This window comes from Planotetraspora phitsanulokensis (assembly GCF_016863295.1).
Lineage (GTDB): Bacteria > Actinomycetota > Actinomycetes > Streptosporangiales > Streptosporangiaceae > Planotetraspora > Planotetraspora phitsanulokensis.
Map to the genome: position 1 here is coordinate 95,790 of NZ_BOOP01000029.1, position 22,873 is coordinate 118,662.

Consider the following 22,873-nt stretch of genomic DNA (forward strand, 5'->3'; position numbering starts at 1 on the left):
GGTCAGCGCCAGTAGTTGTTGGCCGCGGCGATGGTCGCGAACTCGATCGAGATCATGTGCGCGGCCACGGCGCGGCCGTCGGGATCCGCGGCGTCCTCGCCGCGGTTCCTCCGGAGGACCTCGACGTCCGGCTGGATCGCGTGGATCGTGTTCCTGGCGATCAGGACGGCCAGCGCCCGCCCGTCCTCCGGGCTTGCGGTGATCAGGGAGTTGCCTGGGATGAGTTCCATCACGCCCCCGGATATGTCGCAGATTGTCACCATAAGAAGACTTATGGTAATCGATGTGAATCGGGGCGCGGCCCGTGGATGCCGGCCGCGCCCCCGTTCGCGTGGGGTGTCAGCCTGCGGCGGCGACCACCTCGATCTCGATGAGCAGGCCCGGCTGGAACAGGCGGGAGACCTCCACGGTGGTGCTGGCCGGGGGCTCGCCGGTGAAGTACCGGCTCCGGACGTCGCGGTGCTCGCCGAGCAGCGACATGTCGGTCACGAACGTCCGCACGTGGAGCACCCGGTCGAACGACGATCCCTGGTCCTCGAGGATGCGCCCCAGGTTGGCGTAGATGAACTCGCTCTGGCGGGCCATGTCGCCCTCACCCACGACCTGGCCCTTCTCGTCGAGGGACACCTGTCCGGACACGAACAGGAGGTCGCCTGTCCGGGTGGCGTGCGAGTAGTACCCGTTGGTGGCGGGGACGGCCGCCGGGTTGATCTTCAGCACCGGCTGGGCCGGCGCTTCGGGGGCGGGGGCGTCCAGGGCCGCGGTGAAGATGGCGGTGACGTCCTGCCCGCCCAGCCCGTCCCGGACGGCCTGGGCCAGCCGGTCCCGGGCCGCTGCCGTCACGGTCTGCGCCGCTCCCGGTCCTTCGCCCGCCAGTCGCAGGTCCTTGGCCGCCAGTCCGAGCGCGTAGCCGGTGGGCGGCGGGCCCGACTCGACCGCGGGACGGACGCGGTCGACGAGCCCCGCGAGGGCGGTGCCCGACAGCGTGTCCAGGAAGTCCGAACGGTCCAGGCCGAGCGCCCGCACGTAGGCCAGGTTCTCCGCCAGCATCACCTGGGCGGAGACGATCGCGCTCATCACGGCGAGCTTCAGCGCCGCCCCCGCGCCGACGGGACCGGCGTGCCTGATCGTCCCGAAGATCGTGAGCACGTCGTCGACACTGGCGAGATCCTCGGACGCGCCGCCCGCGAGGATGGTCAGCGTGCCGTCGGCGGCCGGCTTCAGGCTGCCGAGCACGGGAGCGTCGACGAGCCGCACGGACCCGGGGAGCAGGTCGCGCAGCCGCGCCACCGCCTCCGGCCCGATGGTGGACATCTCCACGAACACCGACCCGGGCCGCAGCCCCGGCAGCGCGGCCCTGGCGACCTCGTCCACGGCCGCGGGATCGCTGAGCATCGTCACGACCAGATCGGCGTCCGCGACGGCGTCGGCGGGGGAGGAGGCGATATGCGCGCCGGGAAGCTCCTTCGGCGTCCGGTTCCACACGGTGACCTTGTGGCCGGCGTCCACGAGCCGCCCGGCCATGAGAGCGCCCATGCGCCCCAATCCAAGAAAGGCAATCATGCGACGACGCTATTGGTGAACCGTCCCATTCCACCAACGAGTAGATTGCATGCGGCGCATTCCTCCCACTCATGGATGGACGGATGTTCGAGACGGACATGCTCCGGCTGCTCGACGTCGTGGCCCGTACGGGCTCCTTCACGGCGGCGGCGACGGAGCTCAACTACACCCAGTCGGCCGTCTCCAGGCGCGTGGCGACGCTGGAGGCCGAGGCGGGCGGCCCGCTCTTCGAGCGGCTCCCTCGCGGCGTACGGCTCACGCCCGCCGGCAACGCGCTCCACCGGCACGCCTGCGACGTGCTCAATCGGCTCGCGCGGGCGGAGGAGGAACTGGCCGCCATCCAGCGGGGCACGGGCGGTCGGCTGAGGGTCGGCGCGTTCGCGACGGCCAACGCCGCGCTGGTGCCCGGTGCGCTCCGCGACTTCCGGGAGGTCTTTCCCGGGGTCGCCGTCGGCCTGGTCGAGGGCCTGAGCGGTGAGCTCATGGAGGGCGTCGCGGACGGCATGATCGACATCGCGGTGGTCAGCGACTACTTCGCCGGCGTGCCGCTGGGGGACGAGACCGAGATCACGCCGCTGCTCGAGGACGAGCTGCTGATCGCGCTGCCCGCCGACCACCGGCTCGCCGGGGCGGACGTGGTCGACCTGCGTGATCTGCGGGACGAGAGCTGGATCGCCGGCGCCCAGCCCGACGGCACGACGACGCTTGGGGAGGCGTGTGCCAGGGCGGGCTTCACTCCGCGGGTCGAGGTCCGGATCGGCGAGTGGACGGGCAAGCTCGGCTACGTCGCCGCCGGGCTCGGGATCACGATGGTGCCCGCCATGGCGGCGCCCGCCGTACGGGCCGATCTGGCGCTGCGGCCGCTCGGCGACTTCGCGCCACGCAGGACTGTCTACGCGGCCCTGCCGCGCCCCGCGCTGGCGTCGGCCCGGGCGCTCCTCGGCTTCCTCCGGCGCGGCCTCCCGCTGACGGCCGGGTCGCACCTGCCGGCGGCGCCTGCTGGACGTTTCGCCTGATATCCCGCCGATTGGGAGAATGGATCCGTGTACGACGGCTTCGCATATATCGGCGGATATCTGGCCACCGGACTGCGCGACGTGACCACCGACCTGGCCGCGCTGGACGGCTCCGGCTGGTGGGCCGTCGTGGTGTCCTACGAAGGCAAGGTCACCTGCGCCCGGTTCGAGGACGTGCGGCGCGCTCCGCTGCCGGCCGCGACGCGGCCCTGGCGCGGGCCGGACAGGGACGCCTGGCGCAGCTCGCTCGGCCGGGAGGGCTACGAGGAGGGCGTCCGCAGAATCAGGGACTACATCGAGCAGGGCGAGGTCTACCAGGCGAACCTCTGCCGGGTGTTGTCGGCGCCGCTCCCCGGTCCCGCCGATCCGCTCGCCCTGGCCGTACGGCTGGCCGAGGGCAACCCCGCCCCGTACGCCGCGGTGATCGACGTTCCGGGACTCGCGGTCGTGTCCGCCTCGCCGGAGCTGTTCCTGTCGCGCCGGGGCGACGTGGTCGAGTCGCGGCCGATCAAGGGAACCGGGGCGACCGCGAGTGACCTCCTGGAGAAGGACTATCCCGAGAACCTCATGATCGTGGATCTCGTGCGGAACGACCTCGGGCGGGTCGCCACGGTAGGCTCTGTGTCGGTGCCCTCACTCTTCGAGATCGAGGAGCACCCCGGGCTGGTGCACCTGGTGTCGACGGTGCGGGCGAGACTGGCGGACGGGATGGGCTGGCCCGAACTGTTCGCCGCGACCTTCCCTCCCGGCTCGGTGACGGGAGCGCCGAAATCCTCGGCGCTGAGCATCATCAACGAGCTCGAACCCGAGCCCCGGGGTCCATACTGTGGGGCGGTGGGCTGGGTCGACGCCGACCGGCGCGAAGCGGCGCTGGCCGTGGGCATCCGGACCTTCTGGATCGAGCACGACACGATCCGGTTCGGCACGGGGGCGGGCATCACGTGGGGTTCGGACCCGCGGCTGGAGTGGGAAGAGACGGAGCTCAAGGCCGCCCGGCTCATCGGACTCGCGTCACGGAACGAGCCGGAAGCATAGAGATGGAGTTGGAGATGGCTGTACCCATCTGGGTGAACGGGGACCTCGTGGACCCCGGCAAGGCCGTGGTCTCGGTGTTCGACCACGGGCTCATGGTCGGCGACGGCGTTTTCGAGACGATCAAGAGCGTCGAGGGCGAGGCCTTCGCGCTCACGCGCCACCTCGACCGGCTCGCACTGTCGGCCAAGCGCATGGACCTCCCCGAGCCCGACCTGGCCTCGATCGCCGACGGCGTCCGCCGCTGCCTCGCCGCCGCCCCGAAGTGGCCGCTGGCCAGGATCAGGATCACCTACACGAGCGGGCCGGGCCCGCTGGGCTCCGACCGCGGCTCGGACGGGCCGAGCGTGATCATCATCGTCGGCGAGCAGAAGCCGTTCCCCGCGACCGCGGACGTCACCGTCGTGCCGTGGCCCCGCAACGAGCGCGGCGCGCTCGCGGGCGTCAAGAGCACGTCCTACGGTGACAACGCCAAGGCGCTCGCGTACGCCAAGGAGCGCGGCGGCGCCGAGGCGATCTTCGAGAACCTGGCCGGCAACCTGTGCGAGGGCACCGGGAGCAACATCTTCATCGTGACCGGCGGGCGGCTGATCACGCCGACGCTGGACTCCGGCTGCCTGGCCGGCGTCACCCGCGCGCTCACGCTGGAGTGGTACGGCGGCGAGGAGACCGACGTGCCGATCTCGGCGCTGTACGAGGCCGAGGAGGCGTTCCTCACCTCCACCACGCGGGACGTCCAGCCGATCAACCTCGTGAACGGCACCGCGCTGCCGCAGGCGCCGGGTCCGATCACGCGGGCGGCCATGAAGGCGTTCGCCGAGCGGTCGGCCGCCGACGTCGATCCGTGAGTCCGGTCGTTTCGGTCAGGTTCCGCCCGATCCGGCTCCGCTCGGGGCGGGTTCCGCTCGGTCAGGCTCCGCTCGGGCGGGTTCCGCTCGGTCAGGCACCGCTCGGTCAGGCACCGCCGTACGAATGCTGGCTCTGCGCGTTGAGCTCCGTCATCCGGACCGACTTCGCGGGGTCGGTGAGGGGGTCGTCGACGCGCAGGACGTCGAGGCCCTTGGTGATGTCGCTCGAGTAGATGTAGCCGTTGTAGTAGTACGCCGACCAGGAGCCGCCGAGTTGGAGGCCGCGCCTCAGCGGCCCGCGCTCGAAGTACGCGATCTCCTTGGGATTGTCGGAGTCGGTGAAGTCGAAGACAGAGACGCCGCCCATGTACCAGGCCTGGACCATGATGTCCCGGCCTGGGACCGGGATGAGCGACCCGTTGTGGGCCACGCAGTTCTCGTCCGCGGTCTGGATCCGGGGGATCTTGAAGTAGCCGCGCCGTACGAGCTCGTGGCCGGGCGTGATCTCGTAGACCGCGTCCGCGCCCTTGGTGGGCTCACCCGACGCGCCGCACGTGGCGGCCAGCCCGCCGCCGAGCTCGTCACTGAAGACCACCTTGGTCCCCGCGTCGTTGAACGTCGCCGAGTGCCAGATGGAGAAGTTCTCCTTGTCGCTCACCAGTTGGAGTAGGCGCGGTTTCACCGGGTCGGAGACGTCCATCAGGATGCCGTCGCCGAAGCAGGCCCCGGCCGCCAGGCCCTTCTCCGGGTAGACCGTGATGTCGTGGCATCCCGCCGAGGGGAAGTCCTCGTTCTCGTCGATCACGCGGTCTTTGAGGATCTCGGGCTTGGCGACGACCCGTGCGCTCGCGGGCTCCTTCATCGGTACCTCGACGATGGAGATGTTCTCGTGCGGCTCGGGGCAGCCCTTCGAGCCGGGGATGGGCCCGGGAGAGGCCACGTAGAGGTACAGCGTGCCGGCGTCCTTCCCCGGGACGATCGTGTGGGTGTGCGATCCGCATTCGGTCCGCACGGCCGAGACGTACTTGGGATGGGTCTTGTCCGCGATGTCGAAGATCCGGATGCCCTCCCACTCGGAGTCGCTCAAGGGGTCGGCCGGCGTGCTCGCGCATGTGTCGTCCGACCGCGGCTCGTCGATCGAGAGGAACAGCAGATCACCGGAGACGGAGACGTCGTTCTGACCGCCCGGGCACTCGACCTGGGCCACCGCCTTGGGGTGGGTGGGATCGCCGATGTCGTGGACGGTGAACCCCTCGTAGTTGCCGACGAAGGCGTAGTCACCCTGGAATGCCAGGTCGGTGCCCCAGGCCTCCGGGCCGTTGAAGGGCGCCTGCGGGGGCACGTTGGCGATCACCTTCATGTTGGGGCTGTGACCGATCGCGTCCTCGCTGAGGTCGGACACCGTCGTGCCCGTGCCCGTACCCGTGGCCGTCGGCTTCGCGGAGAGCGCCGACCGCGTCGGTGACGGGGATTCGGCCGTCGTGCACGCGGCCGCGGGGATGAGGACGACGGCCAGAACGGCCGCGGCGATCGGTCGTTTCACAGTGCCCCCATGCTCGTGAATTGGTTCAGTATGGAACCTATGTTGGGGAGCAGGGCGGCGTGCGGTGCTTTCATAACGCTTGCGCTGACATCGGGTGCCGTGCTCACCGGCTGCTCGCCGGCCGATCAGCCGACCCCGCTGGTCGTCGGCTCACAGGTACCGGTCGTCGTCCCCGGTGGACCAGGAGAGCCAGGCCGTACGGCTCAGCCGGGGGAGCGCATCGGACAGTCGGAGGCCAGGGCGGCCGCAGCGGACGTGCGCTTCGCCGAGATGATGATTCCGCACCACCGGCAGGCGCTGGAGATGGCGGCGCTGGCGCCGGACCGGGCCGCCGAGCCCCTGGTCAGGGCCATCGCCCAGCGGATCGAATCTGGGCAGGGGCCGGAGATCGCCGTGATGACGTCCTGGCTCGAGACGCTCGGCCGTGCTGCTCCTGATGGACACGATCATGGCGAGGCCGGCTACGGCATGGCCACGCTGGAGGAGATGAACCGCCTGCGGGCGGCGAGGGGCGCGGCCTTCGACGACCTGTTCCTCCGGCTGATGATCAGGCACCACGGAGGCGCGATCACGATGGCGGGGGAGGAACTGGGCAAGGGCCAGGACAGGGCGATGCGGAAGATGGCGCAGGACGTGATGTCCGGCCAGCAGATCGAGATCGCCCGTATGCGGAAGATCCAGGCGGCCTAGGCCGGATCAGGAACTTGGGACGAGGCTAGGCCGGGGGGCCTGGTCGCCCAGGTCAGGAGCTCCAGAGCATGTTGATGAGCTCTTCGTCGAGATCCATGAAGTCTGTCTCCCGCCCGGCGGGGACGAGCTCGTAGGTGCGATGGAGGAATTCTGTGAGGGGGGCCAGCGGGACCTCGAAGAGGGCCTGGCCGAAGGGGGAGGTGAGACTGATGTTGAGCGTCCGCTCGCCGTCGGCGCGGGCCGGCCAGACCTGGACGTCGCCGTCGCCCACGCGCCGGACGATGCCGACGGTCAGCAGCTCACGGGCGAAGATCCACTCCACGGGCTCGTCGTTGCCCACGTGGAACGCCATCCTGATGGCGTAGGGATCCTCGGCGGTGTAGCTCAGTCCGGCGAGGAGAGGGACGGTAGCTCGGTCGGGGACCACAAGCCGAAGGCCTAGCTCGGCAGAGACGGTGGTGCTGTGCATCGTCAGCCAAACCTTTTCGTCGTCGGGTCCCCGTATAGGGGCTAATCACTGCTATGTCGGGTTTCGTTCGCGCTCTCGCTACCGAGGCGAACGAGGAGACCCGTAAGAAAGATTCCGCCTCCGGGCCCTTCTGTAACGCAGATCACAGGTTGACATTCGGTCACCTACCTGCGCAAACATCACCATCGGGCGCATCTTTTCTCGGGCTTTACCTATCCTTGAACTCTTCCCGGCGGAGCCATTGTGGGCAAAGGATCTTACGTAGTGCGTATCGGTCGAGCACGATGCTATGACACCACACCGTCACGCCGTGGACTCTCCAGGGAACCTTTCGGCGCCTTTGGTGAACATCGGACGATCAGGTCGGCCCGGCCTGCTTTTCGCCAGCACCCCGTAGGTTGCGGTATGGTTTTCCCCGTCGGCACCGCGAGGAGCCGGCCATCCCGGGCGATTAGCTCAGCGGGAGAGCGCTTCGTTCACACCGAAGAGGTCACTGGTTCGATCCCAGTATCGCCCACCAATCCGAAGACCCGCAGAGACCTTGATCTCTACGGGTCTTACTGCTGTTCAGAGCTAGTTTTCGCGGAGCGGTCAGTCCGCCGCAGTCTCTCCCGCAGGTGGCTCCTGAGCTGGCTTCGCCTGCTCCGTGGTGATCGAAGTCAGCGAAAAGTCAGCGAAGGCCGCGCGAGCCCTGCCGTACCGCTCGTCCGTACCGTGCGTGTACAGGTTGAGCGTGGTCGAGATCTGCTCGTGCCCGACGAGGCGCGCGACGTCGTTGACGGGAACCCGATCGGAGATGAGCCAGGTCGCGTAGCAGTGTCGAAGGTCGTGGAACCGAAGGGCCTCCCCGGCATTCGTGGCAACACACGCGATCGCTTCTGCTTCGGTCAGAAAATCCTTGCTGTGCTCTGATCCGTCCTTGTCCTGCCATACAGCGACAAAAGCGCCGGAGGCGGTTTTCAGTACGGACCCGACCAGGCCGGCCCGCACCAGCGCGGGGCGCCAGACCCGCGAGCGGAAGAGCGTACGGCGGACTGGACCACCGGCCGTGTTGGTGAAAACCTCCCCGAGGGGACCAGGCATGTACACCACCTTGTGCGCGGCGAGCAGCTCCGCGACGAACTGAGGTAGTGGCACCTCACGGCGGCCGGCTTTCGACTTGGGGTAGGGCTTGCTCGTCACGTGTCCGGCGACCTCCACCGCGACGCGTACGACCTTGAGGGTCCGAGTGTCCAGGTCCACCGCATCCCAACGCAGTCCCGTGGCTTCACCCCAACGCAGTCCGCAGCCGGCGGCCAGGGCCACGAGTGCGCGGTATCGGTCGGGGGCATGTTGGAGGAGTACGGCCAGTTCGTCGCGACTGATGATGCGATCGTCTCCAGCCTTACGCCGCCGTTTGGGCAGGCGGACGCCTTCCGCGGGGTTGGTGCCGATGATGCGGTCTCTGACCGCAGCTTTGAGGACCACGGATAGGAGCCGATGACATTCCGCCACGGTGGCCGGTGACAGCCGCTTGCCGAGGTCGCTCACCCAGGTTTGTACGGCCATGTAATCGATCTTCCCGAGAGGGGTTTCCTGCCAGCGAGGAAGGACGTGGGTCCGCATGATCGAGTCGTCACGGGCCACTGTGGTGATCTCGTGATTCCTGGAGAGCATCCACGTGCCGGCATACGGTCCGAACTTGCGCTTGGCCGCATGAGGATCGATGTAGGTTCCCCGGTTGAGCGCGGTGCCTACCTCGGACAGGAACGCGTCGGCCTCTCGTTTGGTGCGAAAGGTCTTGGCCCGTTGACGGCCCACCTCGTCGCGCCAGTTCGCGCGCCATGTTCCGGCTTTGGTCTTGGTGATGAAGCCCAACGTCAGCCCTCCCCACCATCGATGAGGCCGTCAAGCCAGGCGTGGAAACGGCGCTTGGGGATGACCCAGCGGCTTCCGACTTTCATGGCCGGAATCGTCCCGTTGCGGACCAGGGTGTAAGTGCTTCCTCGCGACAGCGAGAGGAGGTGGGCCGCCTCCAGAACCGTGTAAACCGCTCGACTTCCCGCATCGCTGGACGCGTCGGTCTCATTCGGCTGGACGCGCACGAGATGAATCACATTCGTCATGGGTCATTTCCTCCTTCGCTGATTGGGCGGTCAGATCAGTGGCGAGCAGTGATTCGCCGGGGGTATAGCCCTGGCCGGCGAAGCTCCAGTGGGTGAGTACGAGGGTGGTGTCGGGGTCGGGTGCCCAGCCGTTTTCGAGGGCGTGGGCGTGCCAGTAGTCGGTGCGTTCCTGGCGGATCGCGGTCATGGTGGTGGAGTAGGCGCGGGATCGGGTGGAGAAGTGGCCGCGGAAGCCGAGCATGTGCGCCCACTGGCGGAGCCGCAGCGGTAGCAACCAGGGGTAGGCGATCGGGTCGCCGAGCTTCCAGGCGGTGCGGATCAGCCGGGCGGCGTGGTCGGTGACGCCCTTCTCGTGCAGGCGGACCAGGTCGTAGGAGCGCACACGACGGTCGAGGGTGCCTGCGTTTTCGGCGGCTTTGGTGGCGTACTTGGCGATGTAGCCAGCGACCTTCTGTTCGGTCAGTCGGGCTCCGTCCGGGTCGGTGGTGTCGTCGAGGTCGCCGGGGGCGATGGTCTTGACGTCGACTTGGTCGCCCCAGACCAGGGAGCGGGTGGGCTGGCCGAGGTCCGGTGCGCGGAGCCGAGCGACTCGGGCGGCGGATCTGATCGCGCCGTCGAGGAGTTGCAGGGTGGCCCAGTCCGGCGGCGGGATGGTGGCGTCTTCGTCCTGGTTTTCGTCGGGGCGTCCGTCGAGGCGGATGATGGCGTGGAAGTGCACGACGCCGCGGGTTTGGTATTCGGCGACTTTGGCGAAGGAGACTTTGACCTGCCGGTTGAACGCTGCCTGGGTGAGCCCGGAGGCGCTGGCGAGGTGGCGGCGTAGGTAGATGGTGAAGCGGCGCCATAGGTCGCCGGCGTAGGCGTTCCACAGCACGTGGCCGACGTAGTCGTAGGTGGCGGGGTCGAGGGGTTGGCCGAGCCGGACGTCGTCGGTGGTGTGGCGTTCGTAGCAGGCCGGTCCGGTGCGGCGGGGGTGGCAGATCTGCGGGGTGCCGTGTTTGTCGGGTCCGCGGTGGACGGGGCCGAAGCTGGGCGCGGTCAGGGTGGCGAACACGCGAGGGTGGGTCCGGACGGTCTGGGGGACGCCTTTGGATCCGCCGAGCAGCCCGGCTCGGATCAGGTGGAAGGTGTCGGCGCGGTAGGTCTCGGCGCAGGAAGGGCAACGGGACGCGCGCCGGTTGCCGCAGCGGACCATCAGGTGCCCCTGCGGCTCTTGCTCGCTGGAGTACCGGTGCAGGACTTCCCCGGTGGCGGCATCCAGGGTGAGGGATTCGCCGGTCAGGCGGATGGGTTCGGTGCACCCGCGCAGGCGGGCGACTTGCTCGAGCCAGCGGGACAGGTCTTTGCCGGAGCGGCGGGCCAGGTCACGGATGACCGGCCCGACCAGTTCCGAGAGCGGCGCAGGGGCGCTCAAGCGGTAACCCTCCTTACCTCGGTGATCAGGATTCGGGGCGCGCAGTTGCGGCACTGCTGGCCCATGGGGAGCCGCCTGCCGCAGGCGATGCGCCGGCGGCGCCCTGCAAGCCGGACGAGCACCGGGGACAGGCAGGGCGCGGACTCGGCCGACAAGACGCGGCGGGTGACGTTCCACGGGCGGTCGGCACCGGGGGCGCGGGTCTCGGTCACCTCGACGCGATACAGGCTCATCCGGCCACCCCCACCGGGACGGCAGATACGGAGGGCACCGGGTCGGGGGTTCGGCGGGTGGTGAGTGCGGTGCGCCAGTCGAGGCCGAGCAGGGAGCCGAGGACCGCGGCGGCCAACGGCGGGGGTACGGCGTCGCCGATCTGCCGGAATTTGGCTGTCCGGGACCCGGCGAACGGGTAATCGGGCGGGAAGCCCTGAAGGACTGCCGCCTCCACGGGGGCGATGCCGCGGACCGGGGTGCCGTCGAGGGTCTGCCAGTTCACGTCCTTGACGGCGTGGCCGAAATGCAGGGTGGGCGCGGGTTGGGCCAGGCGGCGGACGGCGGCGTTGGTGCGGTTGCCGTTGCGGAGGACCCAGGAGCGTGCCCTGCCGGTCAGCAACCAGGAGGGGCGGTCGCAGGGAAAGACGTTGCCCCCGACTCCGGGCCGGCGGTTGGCGCGGGTGACGGTTTCGACGCCGTCGGCGAGGTAGAGCGCGTCGGCCATGGTGACCCACGGGCGGCGGTCGGTGCCGAACAGGCCTGGCTGGACATCGGTGGGAGGGGCGTGGGTCGGTTCGGGCGGGGAGACGGGGCGGGTTTTATGGGCGAGCAGGATGCGGCGGCGCCGGGTCTGCGGCACCCCGTAGTCGGCGGCGTTGAGTTCCCCGTGCCACACCTGGTAGCCGCGGGTCCGCAGGACGACGGCGATGTGGGTGAACAGCGGCGCGGCTTGCGGAACCTGTTCCAGGGCGACCCATTCCGGGCGCAGGGCAAGGGCGTAACGCAGCGGTTCGGCGATCAGGAGTGAGCGCCGGTCCTGGCATCGGGCGGCGAGTTCGGGTCGGGTGTCCCGGCCCGTTGCGAGATCGGTGATGGCCTGGTGGCACAGCGCCAGGTCGTCGGTGACGCCGAGGCGTTTTCCTGCAGCGGAGAAGGTCTGGCAGGGCGGGGAGCCGATCAACCCGGTGATGCCGTCGAAGGTGGCGGGGTCGAGGGCGGCGACGTCGGCGCACACGGTGGCGTGTCCGGCGGCGGTGCGGGTGGCGCAGGCGTCGGGGTTGATCTCGACGCCGAGGTCGGCGAGGCCGAGCAGGCGCAGGCCGAGGGACCAGCCGCCGGGGCCGGCGAACAGGTCGAGGATCGGCGGGGTCATTTGCGGCCTCCGGTGTAGAGGCGGCCGGTGGCGTTGCAGGTCAGGCACGGCTTGGGCCGGTTGTTCGGGTCCCGGCCGACGAAGCAGAACCCGTCGCAGTCCGGGCAGGTCCGGTAGAGACCGCGCCCAGTCGTGCGGGTCGTGCCGGTGGTGGTCATCGGCCGCACCGGCCGCAGGTGGTCGAGGTGCGGGGGTTGATGCCGCCGCAGCGGCACACCCAGGTCGAGGCGGTGCCGGGCGGAAGCCATGCCGACCCGCGGGCGACTGCGACCACCATCAGGGCCGGGCGGTAAGGGGGGTGAGCGGGCGCGGACAGGGGCGATGTGTGGGCAGGGTGGCGCATACTGGTGGCTCCTTTGCTGTGGGCGAAGGACGCGCCGGCGGGGCGGTGGTGGCTGCCAGGCTTTGGCCGCCCCGCGGGCGCCTTCCAAAGGGATGAGCAGAGGCGACGCCGGATCAGGTGCGCGGTGGTTCAGCGCTTGTTGTCGCCGGAGTTCTTGCCGCCGCTCTTGTTCTGGTCGGCGACCATGCGGTCGTAGGCGTCGCGGACGGACTTGGGTTCGCCGTTGGGCCAGACGCCGTTCTTGCGCGGGTGGTCGACGCGGGTGATCCGTGGAGGCATGGGGGAGCTCCCTGGTTGCGTGGGCGAGCAGACGGGATGGTGCGCCGGGTCATTCGGCCGGCGGTGGTTCGGTGGTGGGGGCGGTGGTGGCTGCCAGGCGGTTGACCGCTCCCGGATGGCGCCTCAGGCGGGCGCATTGCGTGGCGTGGTTTTAGGTGTGGTTGTCGATGCCGGTGCCGTTGCAGTCGCGGCAGCAGTGGTTGTCACCGTCGATGCCGGTGCCGTTGCAGGTGCAGCACAGGTGACGCACGCGGGTTCACCTCCTTCGTGTCGGGTCGCGGGGCGGGTGGTTCGAGCCCCGGTCCGGGGTTAGTCGAGGTTGGTGCCGGTGCCCGAGCAGGTCAGGCACAACGCGAAAGCTTCGATGGTGCGGCGGCGCAGCCGGCCGACGACCTGAGCGGTCAGGACCTGTCCGTCCCCGTTGCAGTCCTCGCAGGGGTTCGGCACGGGCGGCTGCTCGAGCGACGGGGCGGGTGCGGGTGGCGCGGGGGTGCGTCGGGTTGCCATGGCCGGATACCTCCGAGGTCGGATCAGGTGCGGTTCTGCTCTTGCTGGTCGTGCCAGGCTTCCTCGCGCTCGTGGAGGCGCTGCGAGGCTTCCCGGTAGGCGATGGAATGCGCCTCGACGGCGCCTTTGCCGCTCTTGCGGAGCTCGGCCTTCCGCGCTTCGAACTTGTCGTATTCGCTGGTCATCGGCCCTTCCTCCTTCCTGCGTAGGTCAGTTCAGGCGGCTGATGAAGCCGGCGACGTTGTCGGCCGCGATGTGCAGGACGATCACGCTGCGGTTGACCAGGTCGGCTGCGGACACGGGGCGGGTGAACAGGTAGAACACGGCGAAAATCAGCAGGGCGCGGGCGAATAGCTTGCGGAGGAACACCACGCCTCCCGTTCAGGCGGTGACGGCGCCGTAGTAGGTCGACCAGGCGTCGTAGTCGCGGGACTGTTCGGCGGGGATCGCGACGGCCCGGTAGGTGATCGGTCCGAAGTCCCGGGCGGCGACGTAGAAGGTGCTGTCGGAGGTCGGGGCGCCGATCAGGTGGGCGATCCGGTCCACGGCGGCGCGCTGCTGGCGGTCGGTGCCTTCGGCGAGGACGGTTACGTCGAGCCCGCCCGTGCTGACGGGCACCTTGGGGTTGTCGGCGAGGAACGCGGCCAGGCGGCGCAGGCCGGCGATGAATTCGCTGCGGGCGGTGGAATCGGTGGTCATCATGATCAGTGGCTTCCTTCGGTCGAGGGTCAGGCGGTTTCGGGAATCAGGCCGATCTGTCGCAGTACTTCCGAGGAGAGATCGGGGGACAGGCGTAGCCGGCGCTGGAGTTCGCCGGCGGTGATCGAGGTCCCGTGCAGGCGGGCGTGTTCGTCGGCGAGGTAGCGGGCGTCGTCCAGCACGGCTGGGCTCAGGACCGGAGTCACGGCAGGGCGAGCAGGCGCGGACGGCGATAGCTGCGGGTGCGGCTCCGCAGCGATAGCCGGCGTAGCGGCAGCGGGTGCAGGAGCCGCGGGCGAGCTCTGCTCCGGGATGAGTTCGGCATCGACGACCCGGGGCTGTGGGGTGTGGCCGGCGCGGCGTTCGAGCATGGACATGGCGATCAGGAACGCCCCGGCGGGTGTGCCGGCGACGATCCAGCCCCACGGTGAGTGGTGGGCTTCGGCGAGGTTGGCCGCCAAGGTGAGGACGATCCCCCCGGACAGGACCAGGGACGGCCAGGACAGCAGGCCGCGGCGGGGGCGTCCGGTGCGCTTGTCCCGCTGGATCTCGCGGGCGGCCATCACGCACATCAGGTCGATGCAGACCGCGACGGCCCAGGACTGCCAGCCCTTTTGGCCGTACTTGGCGGCCAGGGTGCTGATGTGGGTGAAGGAGCCCACCGCGGCGATCCCGGCGAGGATGAGCACCGGGGCGGAGTCGACCACCGCAGCGCGGAACCGGCCGGGGCGGGGAGCGGACACCGCGGCTCACCTCCTTCCTGTTTTCGGCATGGGTCGGGTAGGGACACGGCGGTGCGGGTGGCGTGATCAGGGCTCACGCCAAGCCCAGAGCGAGGAGAACGAGCAGGGTTAGACGGGGGACAGTTCGTCGTCGCTGGCTGCGGGGTCGGGGATGAAGTCGCTCAGGTCCGCCTCATCCAGGTCACCGGTGACCGGGGATGCGGTGGCGGTGAGGTCGGCCCACGCGGGTGCCAGGTGGGCGTGCGTTGCGGCGGCGGCTTCGGCCTGCTCTTCGGTCACGTGGACCGACCGGCTGCGGTGCCAGCGCCCTTCGGAGCCGATGACCACGGCGGTGCCGGGCATCGCGGGGGAGATCTGCCGCGCGGCGACCAGGGCGGCGGGGTCCATGTCGCCGAGCGCCATCTTCGCGGTCTCTTCGTCGTTGACCATGTGGCAGATCCGCCCGGTGAGCTGCGCGCGTAGCGCGGTGACGCCGGCGCCGAGGTCGGAGCCGACCCGCTGCCCGCACACCACCAGGTAGATCCCGAAGGCTCGGCCGAGTTGGGCGACCCGCAGCAGCCGGGTGGCGACCGCGGACACCTCCTCCTGCTCTTTCTTCTTGTCGGCCATCAGGAACAGTTCGGCCACCTCGTCGACGAGGACGACGATCGGTGTTGGCCGCAGCGCGTCCGGGAGGCGTGGGTGCCAGATGTTGCGCACCCTGTGCTGGCGGCACAAGGCCATGCGGGTTTTGATGATGCCGACCAGGTCAGCGAGCAGGTCTGCGCATTCGGCGCGTTCGGTGGCCAGGGCGGACATGCGTGCTTCGTAGGGGGTGAATTCGACGCCGCCTTTGAGGTCGAAGCCGACCAGCGCCACCGGCTGCGGCGCCAACCCGACGATCAGGGCGTTGGCGAGGTTGGATTTGCCGGACTGGGTCGCGCCGACGTTCAGCCAGTGCGGCACTGTCCGGAAATCGAGGATGAACGGGTCTCCGGTGTCGAGCAGGCCGGCCCGTACCCGCAGCAGCCCATCCGACAGCACCGGGATGGAGACCTGCTCGAGCGGATCCACCAGGGTGGCCGCGAGGGTGACCTTGCCCGGCTTCCACGAGACTAGGCGTACGGAGTGGACTTTCCAGGCGTGGGCGAGCTTGTCCAGCACCCGGGTGTAGTCCTCCGGAGTCTGCCCATCGTGCAGGCGGATCGTGAGGCGGAACCCCAGAGCGGTGGGGCGGATCAGGCCCAGGCGCGGGGCGCGTTCGACGTCCACGCGGCGGATCTTGCGGCGTTCACCGAGGAACATCACCACGGTTCAGCCCCCCAGACCGGGGAAGCCGCCGAAGGTCCAGCGCCAGCGCTTACGGCGCCGAGCCAGCCCGCACCCGGAGGCCACCGACCGCCAGGTGCCGTAGACGACCAGGGCGCGGAGCGGGAAGCCGACCAGCAGCCAGAACGAGCCCCGGTGCAGCTTGCGCCACACCAGCAGAGTGGCCACCACAGCAGCAGCGATAACGCTGGCGCGGATCAGAAGGTCGGTCATACTGGGCTCTCCTTTCTTCCTTGTGGGCGGAGTGGAGACCCCGGAGCGGCGTGAGCTGCCAGGCGATGGCCGCTCCGGGGACTACCAGGTGACAGGTCAGGCAGACTTGACCTCTGCCGGGCGGATCGCCTCGCAGCGAAACCCCATCCCGGACCGGTTGTTCATCTGCCAGAAGAACGTGACCAGGCCCACCGGACGGACCTGGACACCCTCGGGGATCTGCGGGAAGTCGATCGAGGGGAACGTCACCACGATCACCGGGTTACGCCGGTCGTCGTTCGGCTTGGGCAGCAGCGGAATCGTGTACAGATCCCGGCCTTCGGCGTCCCTCTTCACCTCACCTGTCGCGCGATCCACGATCTTCGGCTCGGGCTCGCCGGCGACCGTGAACGACAGGGCCGAGGTGTCTACCGGAATGTTGCGCATCTCGCCTCCGTTGGACGTTGAATAGAACTAGCTCTATTAAGCCGTACGTGAAGACGGGTGTCAATAGAACCAGCTCTATTGTCTCCAACTATCGCGTCTTAGCAGATAGCGCTAGCCTTATTGGGTACGTCAAGAGGAGGGGATCGCCGTGGGGATCGGGTACCGAGAGCTCGCCAGCGTTCTACGAACGGCCATAGCTGAGGGCGACTACCCGCCAGACACCACGCTGCCGAAGCAGGAGGAGATCGCCACCCGGTATGACGTCAACATCAAGACTGTCCGGCAGGCGATCCAACTCCTTGAGAGCGAAGGCCTAGTAACAGCCATCCGCCGCCGCGGAACCGTTGTCCGTAGCCGGCCTCCCATGAAGCGCCTCGGCGCCGAGCGCTACGCGAAGAGCAAGTGGAAGTTCGGACTCGTAGCCTTCGCAGCAGACCGCGAGGCATCAGGCCGAAGCTGGCAAGCGAGCGACCAGACCAACACCGTCAGAAAGGTCGAGGCTGACGACGATGTTGCAGCCGCCTTGCAGCTCACCCCAGGAGCACCTGTCTACGAACGCGCGCGCCTGGTCAAGGATGGCGAGACACCAACGCACACGCTCACCAGCTACTACCGCCCGGAAGACGTCGAAGGTACGCCGCTCGTTGATTCCGCAGTAGGGCCAGCCGGACGGGGTGGAGGCTTCGCCGTTCTCACCCTGCAAGGGTTGGAACCCGACACCATCACCGAAAGCCTTCATGCACGCATGCCCAGCCCCGAAGAAGCCGAGCAGCTCCAACTGCCTCAGGGGGTGCCAGTCATGGTGCTCACACGCACGACTAGCACTCGCGACGGTCGGGTAGTCGAGTTCGCACGAGGGGTCAATGCCGCCTCGCATTTCGAATGGTCCTACACCTTCAAGATCCCTGACTAAGGGATCAGCTTCGGGAGCTGTGATGTCTGCTGTGATCCCCGACGACCTCAGGACAGACGTGGCAACCCTCTGGGACTACCACGACATGCACCACGAACCGCGGCCATGCGATGTAGGGGTCGGACTTGGCAGTCATGACCTCGGAGTCGCCACCTTCACCGCTGAGCTATTCCAGAAGGACATGTTCCCCCTCGTCGTGTTCAGCGGCGCTAACGCTCCTACGACCGTCGAGCGGTTTCCGCGGGGCGAGGCTGTTCACTACCGCGAGCATGCCATCGCACTGGGCGTCCCCTCAGAGGCGATACTGATCGAACCACGCGCAACCAACACTGGAGAAAACATCCAGTTCACGCGGCGACGCTTGGATGACGAAGGCATACACCCGTCGTTGGTCATGCTGATTTCCCGGCCCTACCAGCAGCGACGTGCCTACGCGACGTGCCGGAAGTTCTGGCCCGAGGTCGAGGTCATCTGCGCATCCCGACCGCTGCCGCTCGACGAGTACGTGCAAGACATCGGCGATGCCGACCGGGTAATCAACATGATCGTTGGTGACACCCAGCGAATCCTTGAGTACCCGAAGCGTGGCTTCGCCATCCCGCAGAAGATGCCCATGGACGTCGAGATTGCTTACAAGAGGCTTGTCGCGGCCGGCTACACCACCAGGCTGATCTAACCGCGATCACCGCGTGCCCAGGACGATGACTGCAGGCAGTACGACGGCGTGCACCTTGTCTAGCTTGCTGTGATCAGGATGGTTCGCCGGATTTAGGTTCGTGCCGGTGCCAAGGCAATTCGCCTCCCGTAGGGAGCCTGATCGCGTAAGTTGTGGCATCTCGAAGATCTGTGCGAAGGAGTGGCAGTGGGCCGGAATCCTCAGATAGCGGCGCTCGCGCAGGTCCTGCCGGCGTCGCAGGGCGTGGATGAGCGGATCGACTGGAGTGAGGTCGAGGAGATCTGGGGGACCCGGTTTCCGGCCGACTATGTCGCCTTCATGGAGGTGTACGGGGCAGGGCAGATCAGCGGGGAAGTCAGGATATTGCTGCCGGTTCCGCGGCCCGACGCATATTCGGACGGGACCGGCCTGCGGCAGGAGACATTGAACGCCCGCGGCAGCTGGGAGATGCGCGGTGGCAGTGGCAGAGCGGCCCTCGACGTGGATCCCGACGCCATCCTGGCCTGGGGCGTTACCACCGGCGCGGACATCTACTGCTGGCTGACCGCAAGCGACGATCCCGACCGATGGCCCGTCCTCGTATACGGGCGGCACACGAATCCCACCCTTCAAGTCCACCCGTTCGGGATGGCGCAGTTCCTGCGCAGACTGCTCACCGACGACGAGTTCCAGGAAGAGACGATCAGTGTCGTCCTTCCGGGAGAACCCTCCTTCGTCAACTGGCGGGAGGAGAAACGGCGGTGGGACGCGGGCCTAGACCCCTCAACAGGGGAGCCCTGGTAACGGCGGCGGAAGTCGAGGCACTTAGCTCGTTCTGATGTCCCGGCCCACCCCCTCCAGAGGACCGGGACCGGTCCATATTCGCCCTATCGCGGGAGCTGTGCAGGACAACCCCGTCCTGTGACGCCAGCCAGCACGTTACGCCGAGTGGCGACCCCTTCATGGGGGAGCTGTTACGACTTTCCATCCGTGGTCAAGCCGCCTTCGGCGGCAAGCACCCGCGCAGGCGCGCTGTGAGAGGTCCGATGGGGCCTATCCAGGATGCCGATCGTGCATCACGCGTACGGGGCTCCCGCCTGCCGCCTCGTACTCCCACCAGTTCGGCTGCCGCCTCAGGCGCCCTCTCGTCACCGTTTGTCGGGATGAAACGAGCGTAGCCCCGGTTGTGGGTCCGATCATTTGGTTTTTGAGGCATGTCGCGACGGGAGACCGCAGCAGGGAGAGGGAGAGAGGAAGGAGCACCGCGGGGAAGACCTGGCGATCGATGCGAGAGGCGGTCCGAGATGGAACGGACGCACCGGAAGAGGAATCGGCGATGTGGCTGGGTGCTTGAGTTGCCTTGCGGGGATACCGCGGAGGGGTCGAGTAGGGGGAAGCACAGCGCAGCCCAGGTTGCCATCACGGCCTGCACTCACGAGAGCACACGGGCGAAGAGTCAATCCGTTGCACCGCGCGCCCGCCCGCCGGCGGGCTGCGGCTCTTCGGCCGGTCCCGCCGTTGGCGGCGCGCACCACGCCGACAAGCGCCGTGGGCGTCAGATGGCGGCATTGCGGCTGGTCCAGATGGGGATCTCTCCCAATTGGTGATTGGTCATGGCCATGAGCAGGCATGAGCCGAATAGACCCGGAAATCAGAGGACGCCACGGGCGAGGAGAGAGAAGGAAGTTAAGAAGGCGGTGAGGGGAAGAGCATTGGGGCGCTGCCCCAAACCCCGGCCAACTTCGGAGATGGGGGGACCCGCGCAAGGGTGCAGGTGGTGGTGTGGGTTCATCTCCTCGCCGGCCCCACAAGGGGTGCCAGACCAGCCACCCACGGTCAAGCCGTCCTGTGCTCGTAGGGCAACCAGCGCGCGAGGAAGGTCACCGGGAGGATGGAACACGCGAAGGACGGCCTGACCCCGGGCGCCCGGCCAGGCATGGCTATGCCCGCCGACGAGGAGATGAACCACCTCTAGAAAGCCGTCAGGCGAGATGCTTCATCAATGCGGAAGTGCTTTTAGCCGCCATTAAGAGGGGTTTTGGTTCGCCGAAAATCTATGTCACAACTCCGTGACATATGCCGTATCCTCTCTACATGTCAGTAGACGGACCGCGTTTACCGCATGCCGAGGTGCAAGCTTGTCTCGGAAGCCAGGCGACCTTCTTAGGCGGAGGCACGTTCGGCGATACATGGCGTTGTGGTAGCGAGGCAGTGAAAGTGTTGTGTGGAGCTGCTTCCGATCCGAGCCAGATTCAACGCGAGATCAACGGGCTGACAAGGGTCAAGCACCCGAACGTGGTCGAGCTTTATGAAGTCAGAATGCTTTCAATTGGTGGCGACTCTTATCCTGCAATGATATTTGAGTATATCGCTGGTGGCGATGTACTTGAGCGTCTACTGCAGGATCAGTGGCCCTCGACGGACGAAGCGGAAGACTTCTTGCGCAATCTCCTGGAGGGAATAAACGCACTCCATGAGACATCTACGATTCATCGGGACATTAAGCCTGCAAACATTGCTCTTCGTAACGGTCGATGGAACGATCCAGTAATTCTCGACCTTGGCCTCTCAAAACAGCTCGACGCGCGGACGATCACAGTGTATCCGAATCTTATCGGAACCCCTTTGTATATGGCACCAGAGCAACTCCGCGGCGAGCGGGCAGTAAAAGCTAGCGACCTATGGGCGGTTGGGCTTGTAACGGCGCAACTTCTCCTACGCGAGCACCCTTTTTATAAGACGGGTGAAAATATAAGCGCGCAGGAATATCTCGATCGTCTTAGAATCGGCCCGCCGTCCTTTCCGCCAAATCTCAAGCAATCAACGTCGGCGGCACTGAAGCGACTTCTCTCCTATGTCGCATATTCGCGAGGAAGTGCACGTAGCAACCTGAGACGCCTCTCGGAAGGAAGGTAGTAGCTGCCGATGACGGACGATCACGAGGACTGGCTGCAGCCACTCTGGGACGATGACGATGAAAGCGACGACAGTTCGGAAGTCTTAGCCGACAATGGCGTGAGCGAAGTAGTCAAGATTCAAACGCCGGACGGCATCGATTTTCTAATTGTTAAAGGTGGAGACTCGGGCGCCATTGTCCACGCGCCGCCGGCCGGCTCCACGACAAGCCCAGGACTCGCTGGTCAAATACCGAACCGTGACGAGGCACTGAGCAGTGGCCGGCCGCTATTTCTGTTCACGGCCGGTCAGCGCAATCATGTCCAAGGGAATGAGGTGCTCAGTCGGCTTTATGCCGAGCATGGCGATCATCTTAGCGTGGGTGTGATAGCCAGCATTCCTCGACACAATGCAAAAAAGATCCACGACACATTCAACTGCGACGTGGCAGCAGTAAGAATCGCGGATCCGGAAGGATTTAAGTCAGATAGAGGTAGTCTCATTCTCGCAAGTGAGAACGCGGATGACTACAACAATGAAGAGACAGGAAAGGCGGCCGAGAAGGAGGCAAAGCGACTTCGTGAAAGGGCGCCCTATCTCGACCGAGTAGGCGACGATGATTACATTGCGCAGGTCCTCGATGCTCAACGTGCTGCGGGAGCAAACCTCTTGCTCACGTCGGGACGCGCTTTGCATGCGGCAGACCTTCGCAAGACGCTCGACGGTGCTGTTGACGAGGGAAACACGGCCCTTGAGTTGCTTAGAGACGGTGAACGGCTCGCCCTCAATCTCACAATTCCGTTCGAATGCATGATAAACGGCAACTATCTGGAGGTACTTCTTAACGAGCTAGTCGAGCAGGATCAGTTTGATATCTGGTACGTTCGAGTGCAGTGGAGGAGATCTACTGATAGCGCTCAGCCTATAGATTCAGAGCTGATAAAAGGCTACAAGGAGCTCTGTAACTTATCTCAGGATGAGGAGCGATTGCTCATCCTGCCGCAGACCGGCCTGACCGGATGGTATTTGATGGCTCACGGTGCAGCCGGTTTTGGTACTGGGACATCCGGAACGGGGCAAGGCTTTTGGGAGCATCGTCCGGTTAGGCGGAGAAAAGGCGCAACAAATGCGGAGCGCCTCTTCGAGTCTTCCCTCCTGCACTCGGTGGAGTACTCTACCCATCAACTGTTGGAGACAGAGCCGGATTATAGGGCTTGCGAATGCCGCTGGTGCGACGCACTTTCCGCATCAGGCGTCTTCAATCAGTCAATCGCAGAGTGGCATGGCGTATACAACCAGGGGATACTTGCGGCTACCATTTCGAGGGATAGTCGCGCAGGCGGATATGCCGGCAGCGTCAGGCGGATTGTGAAGGCAGCGCAGGAGTTCGCCGATGGGAAAGCACTAGCGGGGCGGGAGGAGCCGAAACACATCCCTGTCTGGCGTCAGCATCTATAGAGGAAGTAAGGAATCGACCGAAGACGGGATACACGCCTCCAGTGTTTGAGCCCTGCAAATACAGATTAAACACCCGCTCGACCAATGTCTCCCGATGGATAGATGAGATACGTCCTCTGCGAGGTGCATGAGACTCAATGTTCAGGCTTCCATCACTGACCAGGCCAGCCAGCCCAACTTCTGAGTTCTCAAAGAGATGCTTGTAGGCTATAGCGCTACTGAGCTTCCCATTGCTGAGAACTACCCAGGCATGGTCGGCTCCAGCGCCGTGACGACGGGCTTGCCCAAGCGCTGATTTCCAATCTCGAACTTTGACCTCGACAGTGGCCAATTGGCTTGCCACTGAGGTGAATCGATGTAGCGCGCGCCATTTGCCTCGTCCTCGTCG

Annotated in this window: 28 protein-coding genes and 1 tRNA gene; 10 read left to right on the forward strand and 19 right to left on the reverse strand. The window is 66.7% G+C overall.

The features are described from left to right. Window positions 1-2: 2 nt before the first annotated feature. On the reverse strand, window positions 3-230 hold the full coding sequence (locus Pph01_RS29360; RefSeq protein WP_204076396.1) for a hexameric tyrosine-coordinated heme protein: 228 nt from the start codon (window positions 228-230) through the stop codon (window positions 3-5). Between the two features lie 109 nt (window positions 231-339). Then, the gene (locus tag Pph01_RS29365) at window positions 340-1,563 is read right to left on the reverse strand and encodes an NAD(P)-binding domain-containing protein (RefSeq protein ID WP_204076397.1); all 1,224 of its coding nucleotides are present in this window, start codon (window positions 1,561-1,563) and stop codon (window positions 340-342) included. An 83-nt stretch (window positions 1,564-1,646) separates the two neighbouring features. Here Pph01_RS29365 and Pph01_RS29370 point away from each other — a divergent pair, with 83 nt between their 5' ends. From Pph01_RS29370 to Pph01_RS29380, 3 genes are read left to right on the forward strand one after another with little or no spacing between them, the layout of a single operon-like run. Then, window positions 1,647-2,579, forward strand: coding sequence for a LysR family transcriptional regulator (locus Pph01_RS29370; protein WP_204076398.1), 933 nt, complete (start codon window positions 1,647-1,649; stop codon window positions 2,577-2,579). 27 nt (window positions 2,580-2,606) lie between these two features. Next, on the forward strand, window positions 2,607-3,614 hold the full coding sequence (locus tag Pph01_RS29375) for an anthranilate synthase component I family protein (protein ID WP_204076399.1): 1,008 nt from the start codon (window positions 2,607-2,609) through the stop codon (window positions 3,612-3,614). 14 nt (window positions 3,615-3,628) lie between these two features. After that, window positions 3,629-4,459 carry an aminotransferase class IV gene (locus Pph01_RS29380; protein ID WP_204076400.1) on the forward strand — a complete coding sequence of 277 codons (831 nt, stop codon included), beginning with the start codon at window positions 3,629-3,631 and terminating at the stop codon, window positions 4,457-4,459. Between the two features lie 106 nt (window positions 4,460-4,565). Here Pph01_RS29380 and Pph01_RS29385 read toward each other — a convergent pair whose 3' ends face one another. Next, window positions 4,566-6,002 (reverse strand): LVIVD repeat-containing protein, encoded by a 1,437-nt coding sequence (locus Pph01_RS29385; RefSeq protein ID WP_239117105.1) that lies wholly within the window; start codon window positions 6,000-6,002, stop codon window positions 4,566-4,568. A gap of 39 nt (window positions 6,003-6,041) precedes the next feature. Here Pph01_RS29385 and Pph01_RS29390 point away from each other — a divergent pair, with 39 nt between their 5' ends. Continuing rightward, entirely contained in the window at window positions 6,042-6,692 is a 651-nt protein-coding gene (locus tag Pph01_RS29390; RefSeq protein ID WP_204076401.1) for a DUF305 domain-containing protein, read from the forward strand. 52 nt (window positions 6,693-6,744) lie between these two features. Here Pph01_RS29390 and Pph01_RS29395 read toward each other — a convergent pair whose 3' ends face one another. Next, window positions 6,745-7,161: an SsgA family sporulation/cell division regulator gene (locus Pph01_RS29395; RefSeq protein ID WP_203884823.1), complete on the reverse strand. Its 417-nt coding sequence runs from the start codon at window positions 7,159-7,161 to the stop codon at window positions 6,745-6,747. A gap of 445 nt (window positions 7,162-7,606) precedes the next feature. Between Pph01_RS29395 and Pph01_RS29400 the strand changes: the two genes are divergently transcribed. Continuing rightward, window positions 7,607-7,681: transfer RNA gene (locus tag Pph01_RS29400), tRNA-Val, on the forward strand. A 71-nt stretch (window positions 7,682-7,752) separates the two neighbouring features. Here Pph01_RS29400 and Pph01_RS29405 read toward each other — a convergent pair. From Pph01_RS29405 to Pph01_RS29470, 15 genes are all read right to left on the reverse strand, one after another. Then, window positions 7,753-9,018 (reverse strand): tyrosine-type recombinase/integrase, encoded by a 1,266-nt coding sequence (locus Pph01_RS29405; RefSeq protein WP_204076402.1) that lies wholly within the window; start codon window positions 9,016-9,018, stop codon window positions 7,753-7,755. A 2-nt stretch (window positions 9,019-9,020) separates the two neighbouring features. Next, window positions 9,021-9,266, reverse strand: a complete 246-nt coding sequence (locus Pph01_RS29410) for a helix-turn-helix domain-containing protein (protein ID WP_204076403.1) — start codon at window positions 9,264-9,266, stop codon at window positions 9,021-9,023. Continuing rightward, a complete protein-coding gene (locus tag Pph01_RS29415) occupies window positions 9,226-10,680 on the reverse strand; it encodes a replication initiator (RefSeq protein ID WP_239117106.1) in 1,455 nt (484 codons plus the stop codon). Before Pph01_RS29415 ends, Pph01_RS29410 begins: the two co-directional genes overlap by 41 nt. Beyond that, window positions 10,677-10,913: a hypothetical protein gene (locus tag Pph01_RS29420; RefSeq protein WP_204076404.1), complete on the reverse strand. Its 237-nt coding sequence runs from the start codon at window positions 10,911-10,913 to the stop codon at window positions 10,677-10,679. The genes Pph01_RS29415 and Pph01_RS29420 overlap by 4 nt, the downstream gene beginning before the upstream one ends. After that, window positions 10,910-12,046 carry a DNA cytosine methyltransferase gene (locus Pph01_RS29425; RefSeq protein WP_204076405.1) on the reverse strand — a complete coding sequence of 379 codons (1,137 nt, stop codon included), beginning with the start codon at window positions 12,044-12,046 and terminating at the stop codon, window positions 10,910-10,912. Before Pph01_RS29425 ends, Pph01_RS29420 begins: the two co-directional genes overlap by 4 nt. Further along, a complete protein-coding gene (locus tag Pph01_RS29430) occupies window positions 12,043-12,294 on the reverse strand; it encodes a hypothetical protein (RefSeq protein ID WP_204076406.1) in 252 nt (83 codons plus the stop codon). The genes Pph01_RS29425 and Pph01_RS29430 overlap by 4 nt, the downstream gene beginning before the upstream one ends. A gap of 224 nt (window positions 12,295-12,518) precedes the next feature. Further along, window positions 12,519-12,668, reverse strand: coding sequence for a hypothetical protein (locus Pph01_RS29435; protein WP_204076407.1), 150 nt, complete (start codon window positions 12,666-12,668; stop codon window positions 12,519-12,521). A gap of 309 nt (window positions 12,669-12,977) precedes the next feature. Further along, window positions 12,978-13,175, reverse strand: a complete 198-nt coding sequence (locus Pph01_RS29440) for a hypothetical protein (protein ID WP_204076408.1) — start codon at window positions 13,173-13,175, stop codon at window positions 12,978-12,980. A 23-nt stretch (window positions 13,176-13,198) separates the two neighbouring features. After that, on the reverse strand, window positions 13,199-13,360 hold the full coding sequence (locus Pph01_RS29445; protein WP_204076409.1) for a hypothetical protein: 162 nt from the start codon (window positions 13,358-13,360) through the stop codon (window positions 13,199-13,201). Window positions 13,361-13,385: 25 nt separating this feature from the next. Beyond that, a complete protein-coding gene (locus Pph01_RS29450) occupies window positions 13,386-13,544 on the reverse strand; it encodes a hypothetical protein (RefSeq protein WP_204076410.1) in 159 nt (52 codons plus the stop codon). A gap of 12 nt (window positions 13,545-13,556) precedes the next feature. Next, window positions 13,557-13,877, reverse strand: a complete 321-nt coding sequence (locus Pph01_RS29455) for a hypothetical protein (protein ID WP_204076411.1) — start codon at window positions 13,875-13,877, stop codon at window positions 13,557-13,559. A gap of 26 nt (window positions 13,878-13,903) precedes the next feature. After that, complete coding sequence (locus Pph01_RS29460; protein ID WP_204076412.1) at window positions 13,904-14,617, reverse strand: DUF2637 domain-containing protein; 714 nt, start codon at window positions 14,615-14,617, stop codon at window positions 13,904-13,906. A gap of 108 nt (window positions 14,618-14,725) precedes the next feature. Beyond that, a complete protein-coding gene (locus Pph01_RS29465) occupies window positions 14,726-15,868 on the reverse strand; it encodes an FtsK/SpoIIIE domain-containing protein (RefSeq protein WP_308441926.1) in 1,143 nt (380 codons plus the stop codon). A gap of 42 nt (window positions 15,869-15,910) precedes the next feature. After that, the gene (locus tag Pph01_RS43580) at window positions 15,911-16,138 is read right to left on the reverse strand and encodes a hypothetical protein (RefSeq protein WP_308441927.1); all 228 of its coding nucleotides are present in this window, start codon (window positions 16,136-16,138) and stop codon (window positions 15,911-15,913) included. Window positions 16,139-16,234: 96 nt separating this feature from the next. Continuing rightward, window positions 16,235-16,564, reverse strand: a complete 330-nt coding sequence (locus Pph01_RS29470) for an SCO3933 family regulatory protein (RefSeq protein WP_204076413.1) — start codon at window positions 16,562-16,564, stop codon at window positions 16,235-16,237. 148 nt (window positions 16,565-16,712) lie between these two features. On the opposite strand from Pph01_RS29470, the gene Pph01_RS29475 reads away from it, so the two are divergent. The 5 genes from Pph01_RS29475 to Pph01_RS29495 all read left to right on the forward strand — a co-directional run bounded on the left by Pph01_RS29475 (window position 16,713) and on the right by Pph01_RS29495 (window position 22,485). Beyond that, window positions 16,713-17,477: a GntR family transcriptional regulator gene (locus Pph01_RS29475; protein WP_204076414.1), complete on the forward strand. Its 765-nt coding sequence runs from the start codon at window positions 16,713-16,715 to the stop codon at window positions 17,475-17,477. Between the two features lie 22 nt (window positions 17,478-17,499). Continuing rightward, complete coding sequence (locus Pph01_RS29480) at window positions 17,500-18,153, forward strand: YdcF family protein (protein ID WP_204076415.1); 654 nt, start codon at window positions 17,500-17,502, stop codon at window positions 18,151-18,153. A gap of 186 nt (window positions 18,154-18,339) precedes the next feature. Further along, window positions 18,340-18,936, forward strand: coding sequence for an SMI1/KNR4 family protein (locus Pph01_RS29485; RefSeq protein WP_204076416.1), 597 nt, complete (start codon window positions 18,340-18,342; stop codon window positions 18,934-18,936). Window positions 18,937-20,226: 1,290 nt separating this feature from the next. Beyond that, the gene (locus tag Pph01_RS29490) at window positions 20,227-21,048 is read left to right on the forward strand and encodes a serine/threonine-protein kinase (protein ID WP_204076417.1); all 822 of its coding nucleotides are present in this window, start codon (window positions 20,227-20,229) and stop codon (window positions 21,046-21,048) included. A 9-nt stretch (window positions 21,049-21,057) separates the two neighbouring features. After that, a complete protein-coding gene (locus Pph01_RS29495) occupies window positions 21,058-22,485 on the forward strand; it encodes a hypothetical protein (RefSeq protein WP_204076418.1) in 1,428 nt (475 codons plus the stop codon). The last annotated feature ends 388 nt before the right edge of the window (window positions 22,486-22,873 follow it).

What these genes read in the sequence shown, in the direction of transcription:
- Pph01_RS29360 (WP_204076396.1), bottom strand. Translation starts at nt 230, where the DNA reads ATGGAACTCATCCCAGGCAACTCCCTGATCACCGCAAGCCCGGAGGAC.
- Pph01_RS29365 (WP_204076397.1), bottom strand. Translation starts at nt 1,563, where the DNA reads ATGATTGCCTTTCTTGGATTGGGGCGCATGGGCGCTCTCATGGCCGGG.
- Pph01_RS29370 (WP_204076398.1), top strand. Translation starts at nt 1,647, where the DNA reads ATGTTCGAGACGGACATGCTCCGGCTGCTCGACGTCGTGGCCCGTACG.
- Pph01_RS29380 (WP_204076400.1), top strand. Translation starts at nt 3,629, where the DNA reads ATGGCTGTACCCATCTGGGTGAACGGGGACCTCGTGGACCCCGGCAAG.
- Pph01_RS29390 (WP_204076401.1), top strand. Translation starts at nt 6,042, where the DNA reads ATGTTGGGGAGCAGGGCGGCGTGCGGTGCTTTCATAACGCTTGCGCTG.
- Pph01_RS29395 (WP_203884823.1), bottom strand. Translation starts at nt 7,161, where the DNA reads ATGCACAGCACCACCGTCTCTGCCGAGCTAGGCCTTCGGCTTGTGGTC.
- Pph01_RS29410 (WP_204076403.1), bottom strand. Translation starts at nt 9,266, where the DNA reads ATGACGAATGTGATTCATCTCGTGCGCGTCCAGCCGAATGAGACCGAC.
- Pph01_RS29420 (WP_204076404.1), bottom strand. Translation starts at nt 10,913, where the DNA reads ATGAGCCTGTATCGCGTCGAGGTGACCGAGACCCGCGCCCCCGGTGCC.
- Pph01_RS29425 (WP_204076405.1), bottom strand. Translation starts at nt 12,046, where the DNA reads ATGACCCCGCCGATCCTCGACCTGTTCGCCGGCCCCGGCGGCTGGTCC.
- Pph01_RS29430 (WP_204076406.1), bottom strand. Translation starts at nt 12,294, where the DNA reads ATGGCTTCCGCCCGGCACCGCCTCGACCTGGGTGTGCCGCTGCGGCGG.
- Pph01_RS29435 (WP_204076407.1), bottom strand. Translation starts at nt 12,668, where the DNA reads ATGCCTCCACGGATCACCCGCGTCGACCACCCGCGCAAGAACGGCGTC.
- Pph01_RS29440 (WP_204076408.1), bottom strand. Translation starts at nt 13,175, where the DNA reads ATGGCAACCCGACGCACCCCCGCGCCACCCGCACCCGCCCCGTCGCTC.
- Pph01_RS29445 (WP_204076409.1), bottom strand. Translation starts at nt 13,360, where the DNA reads ATGACCAGCGAATACGACAAGTTCGAAGCGCGGAAGGCCGAGCTCCGC.
- Pph01_RS29455 (WP_204076411.1), bottom strand. Translation starts at nt 13,877, where the DNA reads ATGATGACCACCGATTCCACCGCCCGCAGCGAATTCATCGCCGGCCTG.
- Pph01_RS43580 (WP_308441927.1), bottom strand. Translation starts at nt 16,138, where the DNA reads ATGACCGACCTTCTGATCCGCGCCAGCGTTATCGCTGCTGCTGTGGTG.
- Pph01_RS29470 (WP_204076413.1), bottom strand. Translation starts at nt 16,564, where the DNA reads ATGCGCAACATTCCGGTAGACACCTCGGCCCTGTCGTTCACGGTCGCC.
- Pph01_RS29480 (WP_204076415.1), top strand. Translation starts at nt 17,500, where the DNA reads ATGTCTGCTGTGATCCCCGACGACCTCAGGACAGACGTGGCAACCCTC.
- Pph01_RS29490 (WP_204076417.1), top strand. Translation starts at nt 20,227, where the DNA reads ATGTCAGTAGACGGACCGCGTTTACCGCATGCCGAGGTGCAAGCTTGT.
- Pph01_RS29495 (WP_204076418.1), top strand. Translation starts at nt 21,058, where the DNA reads ATGACGGACGATCACGAGGACTGGCTGCAGCCACTCTGGGACGATGAC.